This window comes from Alterinioella nitratireducens, from assembly GCF_013155465.1.
Taxonomy (GTDB): Bacteria; Pseudomonadota; Alphaproteobacteria; order Rhodobacterales; family Rhodobacteraceae; genus Alterinioella; species Alterinioella nitratireducens.
Genome location: NZ_JABJVX010000002.1, coordinates 478,606 through 495,245 on the forward strand (window position 1 = coordinate 478,606; position 16,640 = coordinate 495,245).

At 67.1% G+C, this 16,640-nt stretch carries 17 protein-coding genes; 14 read left to right on the plus strand and 3 right to left on the minus strand.

Annotated elements, in window-relative coordinates; genetic code table 11:
- The first annotated feature begins 55 nt into the window (after window positions 1-55).
- The 14 genes from HNS34_RS20655 (at window position 56) to HNS34_RS20900 (ending at window position 12,416) form a co-directional block, all read left to right on the plus strand.
- Window positions 56-208, plus strand: coding sequence for a DUF7697 family protein (locus HNS34_RS20655; RefSeq protein WP_456236973.1), 153 nt, complete (start codon window positions 56-58; stop codon window positions 206-208).
- Window positions 205-2,658: a phage tail tape measure protein gene (locus tag HNS34_RS05540; protein WP_172318823.1), complete on the plus strand. Its 2,454-nt coding sequence runs from the start codon at window positions 205-207 to the stop codon at window positions 2,656-2,658. The genes HNS34_RS20655 and HNS34_RS05540 overlap by 4 nt, the downstream gene beginning before the upstream one ends.
- Window positions 2,651-3,823 carry a hypothetical protein gene (locus HNS34_RS05545; protein WP_172318825.1) on the plus strand — a complete coding sequence of 391 codons (1,173 nt, stop codon included), beginning with the start codon at window positions 2,651-2,653 and terminating at the stop codon, window positions 3,821-3,823. Before HNS34_RS05540 ends, HNS34_RS05545 begins: the two co-directional genes overlap by 8 nt.
- Window positions 3,820-4,686 carry a phage BR0599 family protein gene (locus HNS34_RS05550; protein ID WP_172318827.1) on the plus strand — a complete coding sequence of 289 codons (867 nt, stop codon included), beginning with the start codon at window positions 3,820-3,822 and terminating at the stop codon, window positions 4,684-4,686. The genes HNS34_RS05545 and HNS34_RS05550 overlap by 4 nt, the downstream gene beginning before the upstream one ends.
- Window positions 4,687-4,695: 9 nt before the next feature.
- Entirely contained in the window at window positions 4,696-4,944 is a 249-nt protein-coding gene (locus HNS34_RS05555; protein WP_015923055.1) for a hypothetical protein, read from the plus strand.
- Entirely contained in the window at window positions 4,941-5,165 is a 225-nt protein-coding gene (locus HNS34_RS05560; RefSeq protein ID WP_172318829.1) for a hypothetical protein, read from the plus strand. Before HNS34_RS05555 ends, HNS34_RS05560 begins: the two co-directional genes overlap by 4 nt.
- A complete protein-coding gene (locus HNS34_RS05565; protein WP_172318831.1) occupies window positions 5,152-8,283 on the plus strand; it encodes a phage tail protein in 3,132 nt (1,043 codons plus the stop codon). The genes HNS34_RS05560 and HNS34_RS05565 overlap by 14 nt, the downstream gene beginning before the upstream one ends.
- Window positions 8,284-8,328: 45 nt before the next feature.
- Window positions 8,329-9,003: a DUF2793 domain-containing protein gene (locus HNS34_RS05570; protein WP_172318833.1), complete on the plus strand. Its 675-nt coding sequence runs from the start codon at window positions 8,329-8,331 to the stop codon at window positions 9,001-9,003.
- Complete coding sequence (locus HNS34_RS05575; RefSeq protein ID WP_172318835.1) at window positions 9,000-9,869, plus strand: SPRY domain-containing protein; 870 nt, start codon at window positions 9,000-9,002, stop codon at window positions 9,867-9,869. The genes HNS34_RS05570 and HNS34_RS05575 overlap by 4 nt, the downstream gene beginning before the upstream one ends.
- Window positions 9,866-10,864 carry an FscB gene (locus HNS34_RS05580; RefSeq protein ID WP_172318837.1) on the plus strand — a complete coding sequence of 333 codons (999 nt, stop codon included), beginning with the start codon at window positions 9,866-9,868 and terminating at the stop codon, window positions 10,862-10,864. The genes HNS34_RS05575 and HNS34_RS05580 overlap by 4 nt, the downstream gene beginning before the upstream one ends.
- Entirely contained in the window at window positions 10,861-11,169 is a 309-nt protein-coding gene (locus tag HNS34_RS05585) for a hypothetical protein (protein WP_172318839.1), read from the plus strand. The genes HNS34_RS05580 and HNS34_RS05585 overlap by 4 nt, the downstream gene beginning before the upstream one ends.
- 152 nt (window positions 11,170-11,321) lie before the next feature.
- On the plus strand, window positions 11,322-12,002 hold the full coding sequence (locus tag HNS34_RS05590; protein WP_172318841.1) for a YcbK family protein: 681 nt from the start codon (window positions 11,322-11,324) through the stop codon (window positions 12,000-12,002).
- Complete coding sequence (locus HNS34_RS05595; protein WP_328700466.1) at window positions 11,999-12,259, plus strand: hypothetical protein; 261 nt, start codon at window positions 11,999-12,001, stop codon at window positions 12,257-12,259. Before HNS34_RS05590 ends, HNS34_RS05595 begins: the two co-directional genes overlap by 4 nt.
- 25 nt (window positions 12,260-12,284) lie before the next feature.
- Entirely contained in the window at window positions 12,285-12,416 is a 132-nt protein-coding gene (locus HNS34_RS20900) for a hypothetical protein (protein WP_268879078.1), read from the plus strand.
- A gap of 26 nt (window positions 12,417-12,442) precedes the next feature.
- On the opposite strand, the gene HNS34_RS05600 is transcribed toward HNS34_RS20900, so the two are convergent.
- The 3 genes from HNS34_RS05600 to HNS34_RS05610 are packed head-to-tail and all read right to left on the minus strand — an operon-like array spanning window position 12,443 to window position 16,640.
- Entirely contained in the window at window positions 12,443-15,355 is a 2,913-nt protein-coding gene (locus HNS34_RS05600; RefSeq protein ID WP_407925853.1) for a UvrD-helicase domain-containing protein, read from the minus strand.
- 32 nt (window positions 15,356-15,387) lie between these two features.
- Window positions 15,388-15,627, minus strand: a complete 240-nt coding sequence (locus HNS34_RS05605; RefSeq protein WP_172318845.1) for a GIY-YIG nuclease family protein — start codon at window positions 15,625-15,627, stop codon at window positions 15,388-15,390.
- The gene (locus tag HNS34_RS05610; protein WP_172318847.1) at window positions 15,624-16,640 is read right to left on the minus strand and encodes a DUF4236 domain-containing protein; all 1,017 of its coding nucleotides are present in this window, start codon (window positions 16,638-16,640) and stop codon (window positions 15,624-15,626) included. Before HNS34_RS05610 ends, HNS34_RS05605 begins: the two co-directional genes overlap by 4 nt.

The window sequence follows — 16,640 nt, forward strand, 5'->3', positions numbered from 1 at the left end:
GGTCTGGGACCTGGCTGGACGGCTCGGCGGTCAAATTCGCGCGGTGCCCGGCGTCGTGCTGGGCTGGGACATGAGCGCCGCCCTCACGATGGCCGACGCGCTGGGCGTCAACCCGCGCGCCACAGCCGAGTTCCTGCCGGCAATCGAGGCGGTGATGGCGCGGCATCTCAATCAGCAGATAGATGGCAGCAGGGAGGCTGACCAATGACAGAAAAACGCGTCAGCGTGCGCCTCTCGGCCACTGGCGGGCGGCAGGTGAAGGCCGAGCTGGAAGGCGTCGGCGAGGCTGGATCGCGTGGCTTTGGCCGGCTATCTCGCGAAATGGAAGGCGCCAACGCCAGGCTGGCTGCCTTTGCACGAAGGGCCCGCGTGGCGATGGCCGCAGCGGCAGCAGCGATTGCGGCGGCGGCCACGGCCATGATCCGCTCGGGGCTCCAGACGGTCGATGCGCAAGCCAAGCTCGCCGCCTCGCTCGACACCACGGTCGAGAGCATCCAGGTGCTAGAGCGCGCGGGCGATCTGGCAGGCGTGTCCATGGGTCAGGTCGAACAGGCCGCGATGCAACTGACCCGGCGGCTGAGCCAGGCCGCCGCCGGGACCGGGCCCGCTGTCGATGCCCTGACCCGCCTGCGGCTGTCTGCCGCCGACCTGCAGGCCCTGCCGCTCGACCAGCGCATCGCGCTCATTCAGGACCGGCTGGCCGAATTCGTGCCCGAAGCCGAGCGGGCTGCTGTGGCCTCACAGCTCTTCGGCGATCGGGCGGCATTGGTGTTCACGCGGATCGACACGGCGACGCTGCGCCAGGCCACGCAAGACGTGCGCGACTTCGGCGTGGTGGTCTCCGATCAGGACGCAGCCCAGATCGAGCGCACGAATGACGCGATCTCGCGGTTGGGGCTGATCTGGCGCGGGCTCTCGAACCAGCTCGCCGTGGCCGCCGCCCCGGCGCTTGAGGCGGTGGCGGATGCCATGGCCACTGTGGCACGCACCACCGGGCCGCTCGGCATCGCCATTCGTGCGCTCTTCGACAATCTCGGGCGTCTCACCTCCTACGCCGCCGGGATCGCCACGCTGATGGCGGGGCGCTTTGTGGCGGCCAAGATCGCCGCTGCAGCCTCTGTGCGCGGGCTCGCCATGGCGCTGGTGATCCTGCGCGGGGCTTTGCTACGCTTGCCGCTGATCGGTCTGGTGGTCGCTGCGGGGGAATTGATCCACTGGTTCGGCCGGCTGGTGCGCGGAGCCGGTGGCTTTGGCAATGCGCTCTCGCTGCTCGGCGACCTTGCCCGCGAGGTCTGGGCGCGCATGCAGCTCGGCGCCGTTGCCATGGGGCTGGCGATCATGGCAAGCTGGGCCGACATCAAGGCCGCGATCGCCGAGGCGCTGCAGACCTCGCTCGAAGCCGTGGTCGGTTTTGGCAATGCGGCGCTGAACACCTTCCAGGGGGCATTTGATGCGATCAAGGTTCTCTGGGGTGCGCTGCCCTCGGCGATCGGGGATTTCGCGTTTCAGGCCGCAAATGCGCTGATCGCAGGCGTCGAGGCCATGCTGAATGGCGTCGGGCGGCGCATCAACGGCTTCTTCGACGGGATCAATGCCGGTCTCGAGGCGCTGGGCATCGAGCGGCGCGCCTCGCTGATCGGCAATCTGGAGCTCGGCCGGATCGACAATCCCTTTGCGGGGTCGGCAGCTCAAGCGGGAACCGAGGCCCGCGCGGCGTTTCAGGCGGCGTTCACAACGGAGCCGATCACCATGCCTGACCTCGGGCTTGGCGCTTATGCCGAGGAGGCCCGCGGTCAGGCCGAGGCGCTGCGCGAGGTGATGTCCGGCGTGGTCGATGCGGCAACAGCGCCGCTGGAGTCGGTGGCGGCCCTCCGCGAGGCTGTGGCCGCCTCGGGCACTGATGCGGAAACCGCCCTCACCGGCGCGCGCATCGCGGCCGAGAGCCTCGAAGATGCGCTGGATGCCACGGGCGAGGCCGCGGGTCGCGCGGGCGGTGCCGGTCGCGGGGCCGGTCAGGCGCTGCGCGCGGCGGCCGATACGGCGCGGGATGCCTGGGAGGCCACCGCCGAGGCGGTGCGCGCCGCGCAGGAACGCTCCCGCGAGATCGCTCAGGGCCTCGCGCAGGATATTGTCGGACCGATCAAGGAGGCGCTGAAATCAGGCGAGTTCACCTGGGAGACATTCGCCAGCGCCATTTCGCGGATTGCCCAGAACCTGGCGAACCGGCTGATCGAGCTTGCCTTCAAGCCGATCGAGAACGCGATCATGCGCGCCTTCTCGGGCATGGGCGGCGGTGGCGGGTTCTTCGCGAACCTCTTCGGCTTCGCGCGAGGCGGCGTCTTCGCTGGTGGCCAGGAACTGACCGCCTTCGCGCGCGGGGGCGTCGTGAACCGTCCCACGGTGTTTCCCTTCTCCCGCGGCATCGGGCTGATGGGCGAAGCCGGACCCGAGGCGATCCTGCCGCTCCGGCGCGGGCGCGACGGGAGGCTCGGGGTGGAGATGAACCGGGATCCCGGTCAGTCGTCGGCGCAAGACATGTCGACGCGCATCATCAACGTGCTCGACCCTTCCGTCGTGGGCGACTACCTCGCCACGCCCTCGGGCGAGCGGGCGGTCCTGAACGTCATCCGCCGCAACCGGAGTGCCTTGAATGCCTGAGCAGGGAGGGCCATTGCCGCCACCGCTCTGGCCCTTCGCGGCAGCGCGGGAGATCACCGAGGTGCTGGAATGGCGCACCGATGTGCTGACATCGCGCGCGGGCGAACAGCGCATCGTGCTCCGACCCCGCCCGCGCGAGATCGTCACCTTCCGGCACAGGCAGGATGCGCTGGGGATGGCGCGCGTAGCGGAACTGGTGCGGGCCGGGTTTGCCGGTGAGTGGTTGGTGCCGCTCTGGCACATGGCGCTGCAGCCAGTGGCCGATCTGGTGCAAGGCGCGACCGAGATCCTGCTCGACACGGGCGCGTCGGATTTCCGGAGCGGCGATCTGGCAGCGATTGCAGTCGATGGTAAAGAGGCGCTGCCGGTGGTCATCGCCAGCGTTCAGCCCGACCGGCTGATCCTGGTCGAACCGCTGGTCCTCGAACTGCCCAGCCCGACGGTGGCGGCGCGGCGGATCACCATCGCGCCGGTCCGCGCAGGCGTGCTGACCTCAGCCATCGAGATCACTCGCCGCAGGCAAAGCGATGGCACGGTCAGCGCCGGCTTTCTCTTGCGCGATGCACCGAATCTCACAGCACCGGTCCTGCCAACCTATCTCGGCCGCCAGGTCCAGACCGGCCCGAGCCTTGTACGCCGCCCGCTCACCGCCAGCCTGCGCCGTGCGATCGAGTATGTCGATAATGGCTTCGGCCCGGTCGTGGTCGAGCCGGTGAGAGATATTTTCGAACGCGGCGAGACGATCACGCTGAAGGCGCAGGGCCCCTCCGCGCGTCACGCCCTGCGCCGCTGGCTCTGGTCGCTTCGTGGACGGCAGGCCAGATTCTGGCTGCCGACCTGGGGGCGCGAGCTCCAGCTGCGCGCGGCCATGACCTCTGGATCGGTGCTGATGCGTGTGGCACCGGTGGCGACGCTCCCGGACTATGTCGACCGCGCGATCCTGCTGGAAATGCCGACCGCGCTGCGCTTCCGGACGATCACCGCAGCCATCGCCGAGGGCGCGGTTCACCGGCTCACGCTGTCCTCGAATCTCGGCGAGCCGGTGCCGCTCACGACGAGGGTGCATTTCCTGACCGCGATGCGCGCGGATGCGGATCGCGTCGAGATCCAGCATGGCCCTATTGCGAGCGAGGTCACACTGCCTGTCATCGAGGTGCCTGCATGACCTATGCCAGTATCGAGTCCTCGGTTGCCGAGGGCCGCCCCTATTTCCTCTACCAGTTCGTCGAGAGCGATAATGTCTGGCGTTTCACCAGCCGGGCCACGGCTTGGACCAGCACGGGGAGCGGCGGGAGCGAAATCACCTGGGAGCCTGCCGCCGTCGCCCATGGCGATGTGGTGCAGACGAGCGAGATCGAGCGCGGGCGGCTGGAACTGACCTGGCCACTCTCGCATCCCTTCGCGCGGCGGTTTCTGGTCCCTTTGGGCAACACGCCGGTGACGCTGACGATCTTTCGCGGTCACGAACAGGTGCTGGGCGAGACCGTCGCGCATTGGAAGGGCCGCGTGGTGGGCGCGGAGGTCGAGGGTCCGCGTATCATCCTTACCTGCGAGTCGATCTTCAGCACGCTGCGCCGCGCGGGCGTGCGGGCGAAGTACCAGCGGCTTTGCCGCCATGCGCTTTACGGGCGTGGCTGCGGCCTCGACATCGCGCTCTACTGGCTGACCGGCACGGTGACGGCCATATCCGGCAACGCCTCGAGCCTGACGATCCCCGAAGCAGCGGCCGAGCCCGCCGGCTGGTACCGGGGCGGTGTGCTCAGGTTTGGGGCACAACTCGGGTTCATCACCGGCCATGCCGGGGCCACTCTCACGCTGTCGCGCCCGATGCCTGAACTGGCAACGGCGCTTGCTGCGCCGGAGATCGACCCGGAAACCGGCACACCGATCCCGGTTCTCGTCGACATCGCCCCGGGCTGCGATCTGCGCGCCGCCACCTGCGCGGCGAAGTTCGGCAACCTCGCGAACTTCGGGGGATTCCCCGAGATCCCCGGCCGCAACCCCTTCGGCGGCAGCTCCATCGTCTGAGAACGCCCCATGGTCTGGACCTTCATTGCACGGCTCGTCCTCGGGCTGGTGCTCTCCGCGATTTCCTATGCGTTGAGCCCGCGCCCCAAGGTCGAGAAGCCGCAAGCCGCGGGGCTCGACGACTTCTCGCTGCCCACGGCCGAGGAAGGCCGACCGATCCCGGTGGTCTTCGGCACGGTACTGATCACCGGGCCGAACGTCGTCTGGGCAGGCGATCTCAAGGTCGATCCGATCAGGAAGAAAGGCGGCAAGAAATGACGCGCGTGACGATCCAGGACCTGCGCGATGCCCGCTATTGCCTCGCCGGCGTGCGGCCCTGGTTCCGCCGCCACGGGTTCGACTGGCAGGACTTCCTCGCGCGCGGCATCGAGGCCGATCGGCTGCGCGCGACCGGGGATGCGCTGGTGGAGCCGGTGATCCGGATCGCCGAGACGAGGAAGCGGGAGCGGGCGACGGAGGCCAGCAATGGGCGGGCGTAGCAAGGCGCAGACCGTCGGCTTCCGCTATTCTCTGGGCATGCATCTGGCGCTCTGCCACGGGCCGATCGATGCCATCCGCGAGATCCTCGTAGACCGTCGCACTGCCTGGTCAGTGACGACCGGTGGCGGCGTCTCGGGCGGCGGCGCGGCCGTCGAGACGCGGGTCGGTACGGTTGCAGGCATGGCGGCAACCGCAGCGCTGGCGGGCGACACTGGCGCTTTGATCACCTTTCCGGGAACGCGCGCGGGCGTGCGAATCGGCCGGGACTTCCGCTTGCTTCTGGCGAATGGTACGAGCCAGACGATCACGCTGCGGGGCGTGACATTCAACGCCGCCACCAATGTCACCTCCTGGTCCGTCCTGCCCGAGGCGCTGAGTTTCCCTTCGCAATCGGTCGAGGTGTTCGAGGCGACCAGCGCCGCCAGCAATGCCGGCGCTGGTGGTGGGCGCATCCGGATCGACAAGCCCGACCTCTTCGGGGGCGAGAGCCGCGAGGGGGGTATTCGCGGCGATGTCGATGTGCTGATGGGCGGGCCAGGTCAGGGACAGAACGACTATCTGAGCGCCCGCATGAACGGCAACGTGCCCGCCTATCGCGGGCTCTGCTCTCTGGTACTGCGACGGGTGTATCTGGGCATCAACCCCTACCTCAAGCCTTGGGCCGTGCGGGTCACCCGCGTGCTGACCGGCGAGGCGGGGGCGGCGCAATGGTATCCCGAGAAGGCACCGATCGTGCCCGAGGCCAATATCTCGGACGCGGCGATTTACATGACGCTCGATGTCTCGGGCTCGATGTCAGGCACGCGGATGGCCGCGCAGAAGGCGGGCGTCGCGGCGCTGATCCGCGAGATCGGTGCCAGTGTCGATCCCGACCGCCCCAACGACATCCGCATCGTGCTGTGGAATGCGGGCGTCGCGGGATCGATCGAACGACGCAACATGGAACCCGAGGACTACGAGGCACTCGAGGCCTGGATGCTGGCGCTCTCGAACAGCACTTCGGGGGGCACAAACTTCAACGCGGCCTTTGCCGAGGCCAGCACCTTCTTTGCCGGTGGCGGGTCCAAGCGTCGGATCGTCATCTTCGTGACCGATGGCGAACCCTCGCCCATCTCATCAGTCGATGCGGCTGTGGCCACCATCGCCAGCCTGCCGCCCGTCGACATCTTCGGCTTCAACATCGCGCTGGCCAACACGACCTTTACCGCGCGCATCGACAACACGCCGGTGGACGGCGTGCCGGTGATCCCGCCCGGCAACCCGCAGGCGCTGGTCGCCTCCCTGCGCGGGGCCTTCGGCAACGGCTCGGACATGAACCCGGCCCATATCATCCGCGAATGCCTGACCAACCGCGACTGGGGTCTGGGCTATTCCACGGTCGAGATCGGGGCGAGTTTCACGATCGCTGCGGACACGCTCTACACCGAGGGCTTCGGCCTGTCGCTGATCTGGCAGCAGGACAGCTCCATCGAGGAGTTCATCGGCAGCGTTCTCGACCATATCGATGCCACGCTCTTCATCGACCGGCGCACCGGGCTCTGGGAGATCAGGCTGATCCGGGCTGACTACACGGCCGCAACACTGCCGCTCTTCGACGAGGCCAATGTCGTGGACTGGGGCCGGCTGGGGCGGCGCGCGCCGTCGGACCTCGTCAACAGCGTGACCGTGCGCTTCACCGATGCCTGGACCGACGACACGGGAGCAGTCTCGGTCACCGACACCGCGCGCGTCCAGTCCATGGGCGAGGTGATCGCCACCACGCTCGACTATCCGGGCATCCGCTACCAGGGGCTGGCGATCCGCGTGGCCGAGCGCGACCTTCGCGCCCTTTCCGTGCCGCTACTCACGGGCGAGATCGTGGTGAACCGCGAAGGCGCCGATCTCGGGCCTGGCGATGTGATCCGGCTGCGGTCGCCCCGCCTCGGGCTCGACGACGTGGTGATGCGCATCTCGGAGATCGGTCAGGGCGACGGGCGCGACAACGGCATCCGGCTGAAGCTCGCCGAGGACGTCTTTGCCCTTGGTGCGACCGCCATCGCGGGCGGGCGCATGCCGACAGGGACCGGCGTTGCCGCACCGCCGCGGGCACTCGCCCGGCGCATGGTCGAGGAGGCCCCGTACTGGCTGCTGGTCCGCGAACTCGGCCACTCCGAGGCTGACCGGATTCTTTCGGAGGATCCCGATGCGGGCGCGGTAGTCGCCACGGGCGAGCGCCCCAGCGCCGATGCGCTGGCGGCGGAACTCTGGATCGATCCCGGCACTGGTCCGGCCCAGGAAGGCGTGGTCGCGTTCGCGCCGACAGTGCTGCTCGCGGCAGACGTCTCAGATCACCCGGAGGATCGCGTTCTCCCCGTGACCGGCTGGCGCGACATCGGCGAGGTCGGGATCGGCACGCTGGCAAGCGTCGGCGGCGAACTGGTGCGCGTGGACGGGATCACGTCTGCGGCCATCACCGTGGGCCGGGGTTGCCTCGACACCGTCCCGCGCGCGCATGCGGCTGGCGCGCCGGTGATCTTCTTCGACGAGGGTGCTCGGATCACCGAGGAGGCTTGGGCCGCGGGCGAGACCCTCGCGATCCGGCTGCTGCCCGAGACCGGGCGCGGCACGCTCGCCTTCGCGCTCTCGCCCGAGGACAGCGTGACACTCGACCGCCGCGCCATCCGGCCCCTGCCGCCTGGCCGGGTGCAGGCCAACGGCAGCTATGCGCCCGATGTCGATGCGCTGATCGCAGATGATCTGGTGCTGACCTGGACCCACCGCGACCGGCTGACCCAGACCAGCCCGGTGATCGTCGACCACACCGGCGCCTCGATCGGACCCGAGCCGGGCGTCGGCTATGCGATCGAGGTGCGCTGGATCGACCCTGACACTGGCGCGGCTCTCATGCCGCCGGGCATCACCTTCGACGCTGGCAGCGGCACGAGCTGGACGCTGTCGCCCGAGGACGTACCGGAGAGTGGCGCACCCGAGCGCACGGCCGAAATCGACATCGCCGTCCGGGCGCGTCGGATGGTCGGCGACACCTGGATCACCGACCGCGAGGCGCGCCGGTTCCGCCTGAATGCGCCCTTTGCCGCCGGTTGGGATCGCGGCTGGGGCTTTCTCTGGGGCAGCTGACGGGCCTCTCCGCAATCATCGCGACCAACATGAAAGAAGACGAGCATGCCGGAACGGATCATGCCGGGACTGGGGCTGCGCGCCTTCTATGACCCCGGCCAGCGCAACTGGGGCACCAGCGTCAGCGAGGATTTGCGCACCCTTTCAGTGCTGGTACAGGCCCGCGCGCTGTCGCGAAGCTCGGTTCTGCCCGGAAGCGGGAATGCGGGCGATATCTACATCGTGCCCGAAGGTACGCCCGCCAATGCCGGCGCTTTGGCGCTCTGGGACGGGGAGTCGGGAAGCGAGACATGGGTACTCCTAACCCCGCAGCCGGGCTGGCAGGTCTGGATTGCCGACGAGGCCCGGCATGTGCGCTTTGAAGGCGCGGCGTGGGTCGAGGTGCCCCGCCCCGGTATCGTGCCGATCCGCACCCTCACGGCCACGGCGCACACGCTGGAAGTCATCGACACCGGCTGCATTATCGAGACGACAGGATCGTCGGCCGTCACTATCACGATTCCGCCCGAAGCTTCTGTGCCCTTCGAGAACGGCGGACTGATTAATGTCACGCAGGTCGGCGCGGGGATTGCCACCATCGCCGCGGCAGCCGGGGTGTCGCTCAATGGCGTGACGGCTGGATCGGTGGCGCTCGACGGCCAATGGTCGGGCGTGGCGCTGGTGAAGCGCGGTGCGGATGCATGGGTCATTCAGGGTGCGTTGGCGGGGGCCGTCGCATGAGTCTTCTGATGCTGCGCGCCGCCATCCTGGCGCAGGGTGGTGATACGGGGCCTCCCGTCGATATCGGCTCTGCTTGGGAGCTGGATGTCGCCCGCCGCCCCGGAGGGTACACGCTCTCGGATGGCAACCAGACCGCGATCAACACCTCGGGCGGCAGCGACTATCGCCGCTGGGTGCCGGCCGCCAAGGCGATCCGACCAACGGATGGACGTCGTTATTGGGAGGTTCTGTGTGCCTCCAGCGGTGCTGTGGAGTTCGACGGCTATCTGGGCATCGTCTCCGATGAGCAACGCGAGGAATATGACGCGGGCAACAATCCGATCACGCTGGGCTCGATCGGGTATCGCGGCAACGGCTCGCTCTGGTCGTCGAACACCGGCACCGCCAGCCAGCGCCTGTCCGGGCTTGCCACCTATGGGGCGGGCGACGTGGTGATGTTCGTGTTTGATCCCGGCGATGCCAGCCTCTGGATCGGGCTGAACGGTATCTGGCGCGACGATCCGGTCAGCGGCGCGCCGACATGGAATGCCGCACCGAGTGCCGGCTTCTATCCACAGATCCAGGGACGCGATCCGGGCGATGGCGGTACGCTGCGCTCGCTGCCCTCGCAGTTCAGCTACCCGGTTCCACCCGGAACCCAGGCGCTGGGCTATGAGGATCCCGATCTGCGCATTTACCAGACCCATGCCTTCATCGAGTTTGCCTGGGACCGTGATCTCAGCATTGCAGAGGTCGAAGCCTGGCTCGATCTCGGCGGCGGCCCGCGCCTCACCTCGGGCAATGTCTCGCTGTTTCTCGATCACGGCGGGGGCACTGCCCTCTCCGCCGCCCATGCCGCCCTCTATATCGAAGTGGACCTTTCATGACCTACATCCTGCATCTGGGCCATCAGCCCACCGACATCTCCGGCGTTGCCGGTTCGCTGAGCAGCGTCGCTGCCGGCTTCGACGACACCCTCGATGTCAACGGTATCCGTTTCAACGGATCGCGCACGCTGGCCGCCCCCTTCGCCGTCGGGTTTCCGGCGCCGGTGGGCGACATGTGGCTGGGGTTTCGCTACGTGCCGCCCAACAACGATTCCGAGAGCATCACCCAGAGCAATGCCGGGTTCCTCGAGTTCTTTGACGCGGAGAATGTCAGGATCGCGCAGGTCCGCCCCCTGACCTCGACCAACCGCTACCACGCCGAGGCGCATGGCGACACTGTCGAGCAGGGAAGCTCGAGCTACTTCGCCCCGAACGGCCAGGCGCAATGGGTGGATGTGCGCCTGAGTGTTGATGCCGAGATCACCATCGAATTCTACGTAGACGGCGTGCTGCAAAGCACTGCCACCGCGGTGAACACGGGCGGAAAGGGCAAGCCGGTGCAGGTCGTCTTCACGAATGTCGGCCTGCACGGCACCAGCTCGAGCCGCACTTGGTATTATGCCCATATCGCGGTCCTCGACGGGGTCTCGACCATCGGACGTCGCTTCGTGCGTCGCATCCCCAATGCCATCGCCAGCTTCAACGAGATGGTGGGCAGCATCGATGCGCTCAGCGATAGCGATATCGCCACGCGGGTCGCCAGCACCACGGCAGGGCAACGCATGTCCTTCTCTCTGACCGGCCCGACCGGCCCCGCGTCGGTTTCCGCCATTGCGGGCGTGCACCTCAAGCAGATCGCGCAGGCGGGCACGGACGGTCCGGACGCCACCGCAGGCTTCCTGCGCATGGGCGGCGTGAACCATGACGCCACCCCCGTCACGGTGCCCGACCTTGCGCCCGTGCCTGTCTATTCCAGCTGGGCGATCAACCCGGCTGATGCGAGCCCCTGGAGCGATCTGACACTGCCGAACGAGGTCGGGATCCGCTCGGCATGACGCAGCAGTCCTCCCTTTTCGAGCAGATCGCGCAGGCCTTCCGCGATCACGGCATCGCGGCCGCCGTCGCCGTCTGGTTCACCTTCATCGCGGGGCTGGCCACCGCCGTGACGCGCAAGGCGTTCACCAACGAGGCGCTGCTGCACAAGCTCGAGCAGGAGCTGGCCGAGGAACGCACCCGTATCGAGAAACGCCGCGACGAGGATCGCAAGATCGACCACGACCGCCTCGCCAGGATCGAGCGCGACATCCACGACATGCGCAACCTGATCTTCGCCGCGTTTCAGCGCAAGAACGGAGATTGACGCCAGGCAGTCGCACAGCCCAGCGCCCGCTCTGGCCACCGGTCCGCAAGCCAACGCTAGCAGCCTGCCCAACTCGCAACACCGACAGCCCATCCGCCGCGCCTGCGCACGACGGCCCCTTCCGCATGCCCATCACCCCAAGGAGACGCCTCATGTCCGACCCCATCCGCACCTTCCGCCATTTCCGCGATGTTCCGGACAGCCTCTGGCGCTGGCGGAACTTCTCGCCCGCCGAGATCGCCTGCCGCGGCACCGGCCAGCTGAAGCTCCACCCTGAGGCGCTGGACAAGCTGCAGGCGCTGCGCGACCGCCTCGGCAAGCCGCTGATCGTCCGCTCCGGCTATCGCTCGCCCGAGCACAACCGCAATGTCGGGGGCGCGCCGCGTTCGAAGCACATGGATGGCACGGCCTTCGATATCGCCATGACCAACCATAATCCGGTGGCGTTCGAGGCCGCCGCGCGGGAAGTCGGGTTTCTGGGTTTCGGCTTCTATCCGCGCTCGGGCTTCATCCATATCGATCTGGGGCCTGCGCGCCAGTGGGGCGAGCGGTTCCCGGCGCGCGCGGCAACGTTTGCCGCCGAGACCCCGCCCGCGCGCGAGGCGCTGGCCGAGAGCCGGACCCTGCGTGGGACCGGGGCAGCGGGCGTGGCAACCGTTGGCGCAGCCGGAGTCGAAGTCGCACAGGAAGTGCTGGCCGAGGCGCAGGATGCCGTTCTGCCGCTGGTCCCCTACCTCGACACGCTGCGCTGGCTGTTCATCGCGCTCGCGCTGGCAGGGATTGCAGTAGCCGTCTGGGCGCGCGTCGACGACTGGAAGAAAGGCTTGCGATGATGTGGGGCAGCCTCACGGCTGGGCTCCTTGCCCGTCCTTGGGCGCGGCGGGCAGCGGCTCTCGCCCTCTCCCTGCTCACCATCGCCCTGTTCATTCTCAACCTCCGCCGCACGGCCGAGCGCGCAGGCCGCGCCGCCGAGCGGCTCGAGCAATTGGAGCGCACCGATGCCATCCACCGCCAGATGCTGGACGCCGCCAGCCGCCGCCCTCGCAGCCGCGACGATCTTCTTGACCGCTTGCGCGGGGGTGATTTCTGACGCCCCGCCCAGCGCTTGCCCGCCGGTGGTCGCATACAGCCAGGCGGAACAGATGCGCGTGGCCGCGGAGGTCGCCGCGCTGCCCGAGGGGGCGCTGATCCCGGGCTGGCTCGCCGATTACGCCGTCCTGCGCGACCAGGCGCGGGCGTGCCGGTGAAACTCGGCAAAGTTGTGTGCCCGGTGTCAGCCTCTTCTTCGCCGTCGCGGCGTTGTCGCCGAGGACCGCTCACCGCTCGATTTTCTCGCCTTCCCGATACAGGTCGGATAGCGAACGCAGCCGAGGAAGTTTCCATATCTGCCGCTGCGTTCGATCAGCCAGCCATCTTCGCATTCAGGGCACGTCGGGTAGGTAGCACCGCAGCCACAACGAACCTCCGACGATCCATGCGCGCAGCTTGGCAGAGCGGTTCCGCAGGATTGGCAGGCGGGCAAGATGTTTCCGCAATGCTGGACATGCTCGCAGCGATACCAGATGCGCCCATCCTTCCCGGTGACGCCCAGCAGCCGCCCGCCGCATTCCCCGCAATCGTGAGCCTCCGGCTCTGCACCGGGTGCCGCCACAATCCCATAGGCAGGGTCTTTCCGAAGCTCGGTCACGAAAGACGATGGCCGCGCATTAGAGGCAAGGATTGTCAGGGTTTGTCGGGCCCGGGTCATCGCAACATACATGACGCGCCGCTCCTCCGCGTTCTGGAAGGCCTCTTCCTCCGGCGACACCAGAGAGAGCAGGAGATCGTCGACGATCTCTGACGGGAACCCTGTACGCCCGCTGTCAGCGTTCAGCAGGATGACGTGGTCGGCCTCGAGACCCTTCGAGGCATGGATGGTCTTGAAGCTGAGCTTCAGACGTGGAAACCGCCGCCTCAGTTGCTGCATGCGTGGCTCGACGAAGCGGTAACGGCCGAGGAGCAGCAACGTGGCGGGCTTGTCCTCTGGCGCCACAGCGGCGGAGATGGCGGCCAGAACCTCCGTTAGTTTAGCCTCATCTTCGCCCTTGGACACCGTCACGATCCTGATGGCCGGTTCGGTCGCACTCCCGGCCGCGATGATCTGCTTCTGGATCTGGGCCGGGTTTCGCAGGACGAAGGTACGGGCTGCAAGAGCGATCTGGTCGACCGAACGAAAAGTGCGGCCCAGATCCACGGTCCTGTGCACGCCTGCCTCTCCATCGAAGCAGCCGCCGAACTCCCTCCCGAAATGCCGCATCAGATGGATGTCTGACCCGGCAAAGCGGAAGATCGACTGCCAGTCGTCGCCAACAGCAAAGAGCCGCACATCAGGATTCTGGGCCTTGAGCGCCTTGACCAGCCGAGCCCGACTTTGCGAGATGTCCTGGAACTCATCTACCAGGATGTGACGGAACGGGCTGACGTAGCGGCCGGTCTCGGCGTAGTGGGCGGCGCGCAGGATCATGTCCTCGAAGTCGATCCGGCCTTTCAAGCGCTTCTGGTATTCCTCGAAAACCGGCGCGAAGACGTCGAGGAACGCCCGGGCCCGCTCACCCAGCTTCATCCGGTCGGACTTGGTTTCACAATCCTGCAGGCTGTAGCCACCGCTCTTGAACTTGCGCAGGAAGGTTCCGAGCAGCTTCGAGAAGTCATCGACCTGCTTCAGCTCGACGATCCGGTCATAAATGGTTTCGGGTGAGCGAGGATTCGGGGTGACATGCGGCGCCAGCTTTGCGGCGAGGGCGGTCAGCAGGCGCCCCTCCTGCCGCTCATAGCTGTATGTCTCGATCAGGGTGGTTTCATGGTCGGCGTGGACCTGCCGCTTCCATTCCATGCTAGCCAGGTACTCATCGCGGTCGACGAAAGGTGCCGTGATCAGCCGCTCGCTGCCATCGGCCATCTTCTGGCGCCGCACCCCGAAATGCTCGATGTAGATGCCGCTCTCGATCAGGCGGAAGTCCGGCTGGTAATCGCGCCTCCCGGTTTCCGCGATCCTGTGTTCGTAGACGGGCTCGTACTCGTAATCGATCCCGTTCTCATACAGCCAGTTGGCGATCTGCAGCTCTTCGTAGCTCTTGACCCTCTCGCCCTGCAGCGTCCGCAGGTCCTGCGATTCCATGTGGGTGTAGAATTCGTGCTTGGTCTTGAAGTCCCACTCGGTCTTCGATTCAACAAGGAAATGCGCGAACCACTGGATGATCGCCTTCGAGACGTCTGAAAGGCGGTGGACGAGATCCTTCAGGATCTGCTTGATCAGGTTGGTGAAGGCCATATCATCGGTGGCGTGGTCGGCCAGAGCGGGCTTGGACCCCTCCACAACCCCGATGATGTCATAGGCTATCGCATGGAAGGTGCGCGCGACGATGGGTACCCCGGATCGGGCCTCGACCCGTTCCGACATCTCCTCTGCCGCATTCTTTGCGAAGGCGAGGAGCAGGATCTCTTCCGGCTGACGGATGCCCGCTTTAACCAGATAGGCGGCCTTGGCGGTGATGACGCTGGTCTTTCCCGATCCCGCCCCCGCGAGAACGAGCGTCGCATCCTCATCGACGACCACCGAAAGGCGCTGTTCTGGCGTCAGCGGCTTGCTCTCGATCCTGTCGAAGAAATCCTTCCAGCGATCGAGTTCGGTGGCGACGAAGGCCGCGATGCCGTTCGCTCGCAACGTGCGCGGCTCAGCTACGAATTTGCGAACGGGCGCAATGCGTTCGACAGCCTCGGTGCCGATGGCTTCGGCATTCAGCTTCGACAGCAGTGAAGTATCCAGTGCACGGGCATCATCCAGCAGCGGCGCGACCTTACACGCGGCAGGGTAGCGGGACGGCGCCGTCAGCGACAAGACCTCGGCGAGAAACCTGTCCAAGCGCGCCGCTTCCTTGTCAAGGGCAGCTAGATTGAAGCGGACCCACGCTTCCTTGAGCGCTTCCGAGAATGCGCTGGACTCCCGATAGCCTGCCCCTTTTAGGATGACGTCCCCCTGGTCGCCGGCAGAGATGGTCAGTCTCGTTCCAAACACCCCCCTTCGAACCGAGGGAGGGCTCGATACCAACTCAAGGGACATTGATGCGATCCGTCCGCGCCGCGTTACCTGCAGATGGTCGGCATCAAATTCGAGAGCCCTCGCGGATTTGCCGAATGGGTCAGCCAGAAATCCTAGAAGCGGGCGTCGCTGCAGTCGGGTCAATGATCAGGCCTAGTTGGTTTCTGGTTGGGTTCGCCTACGCGATGGTTCAGGCGCGCCTCTGCCTCATGCGCCAGCACGCGGCGATTCACGCCCTTGCCGACATAGAAGGGCGTCCGGTCCGGCCGACACAGGACGTAGACGTAGCTGTGGCCGGACAGCATGACGAGATAGCGCTCGAGTTCCGGCCTTGGGCCGAAGAACACCGCACCGTCGAGTTCGGGGTGCGTCCCGCTCATGCCGCCAATCCCAGACGTTCGCGCACATCCTCGAACCCTGGATCCTCGGCATAGACCCGTTCCAGCTCGCGCCGGGCTTGCGCCCTGCGGCCGACCTGGTGGTAGCGCACGGCGCGCTCGTAGCGGAGCTGGCGCAGGAGGGTGTCAGCACGGTCCTTGCGACGGCGGAGCGCCGCGGTGAACACATCGATTGCGGCACCAGGCAGGCCAAGCTGGGCAAGCGCCCGGCCGCGGTAGAGCAGAAGCGCCGTATCCACCGGCGTCTCGTTCGTGATCCCGACGGTTAGCGCGACGACCTGCTCCAGCTGCGCGCGGTCCGCATCGCCCTCAAGCGTCAGTTCCGCGAAGGACAGCAGGACCACAGGATCAACCGGCTCGATCGCCAGCAGCCGCTCGACATGGCGCATCGCCGCTGCGCGGTCCCCCTCGAACTGGGCAATCTCGACCAGCGCCAGCCTTGTTCCCCGCTCGCGAGGGCGGGCATGGGCATCGACCTCGGGCGTCACCGGAAAGGTGACCTGTGCGGCGATGCCGTATTTCTCCAGCAGGCTCCCCAGCCGGTCGAGCCCGGCGAGCGCGGCCTCCAGATGACGCCGCGCGGGCGCGAACTCTTCGCGCCGGAGCCGAAGCATACCCGCCATCCAGGCGGCATCAGGCAGGCTGGCGGCCCTCTCGAATTCCGCGAGCGCCGCTCCATCGTCGCCCGCATTCAGCGCCTTCAGCCCGTCGACCAGCGCGCGCTCGTCGGCCGGTGTGAAGAGCCGCTGGAAGAAGCCGAGGTTCACCCGGTCGCGCTGGGCGACCCCGGGCGCATTGGCGGCTGACGGGCGGCGTGGCTCATGGACGGTGTAGAAGAGGCCCGTCCCCGGCAGACCCGCAGTGACCCGGTTGCCGCGCGGGCTGACAGTGTACTTCGCGCCGCGCGGGCCGAAGGACAGCGAGGCCGTCGATTTCGACAGGTTCAGCGTGACCCCGGGAGCAATCCGGATGCGGCGCCAGAAGCGGAAAGGCAT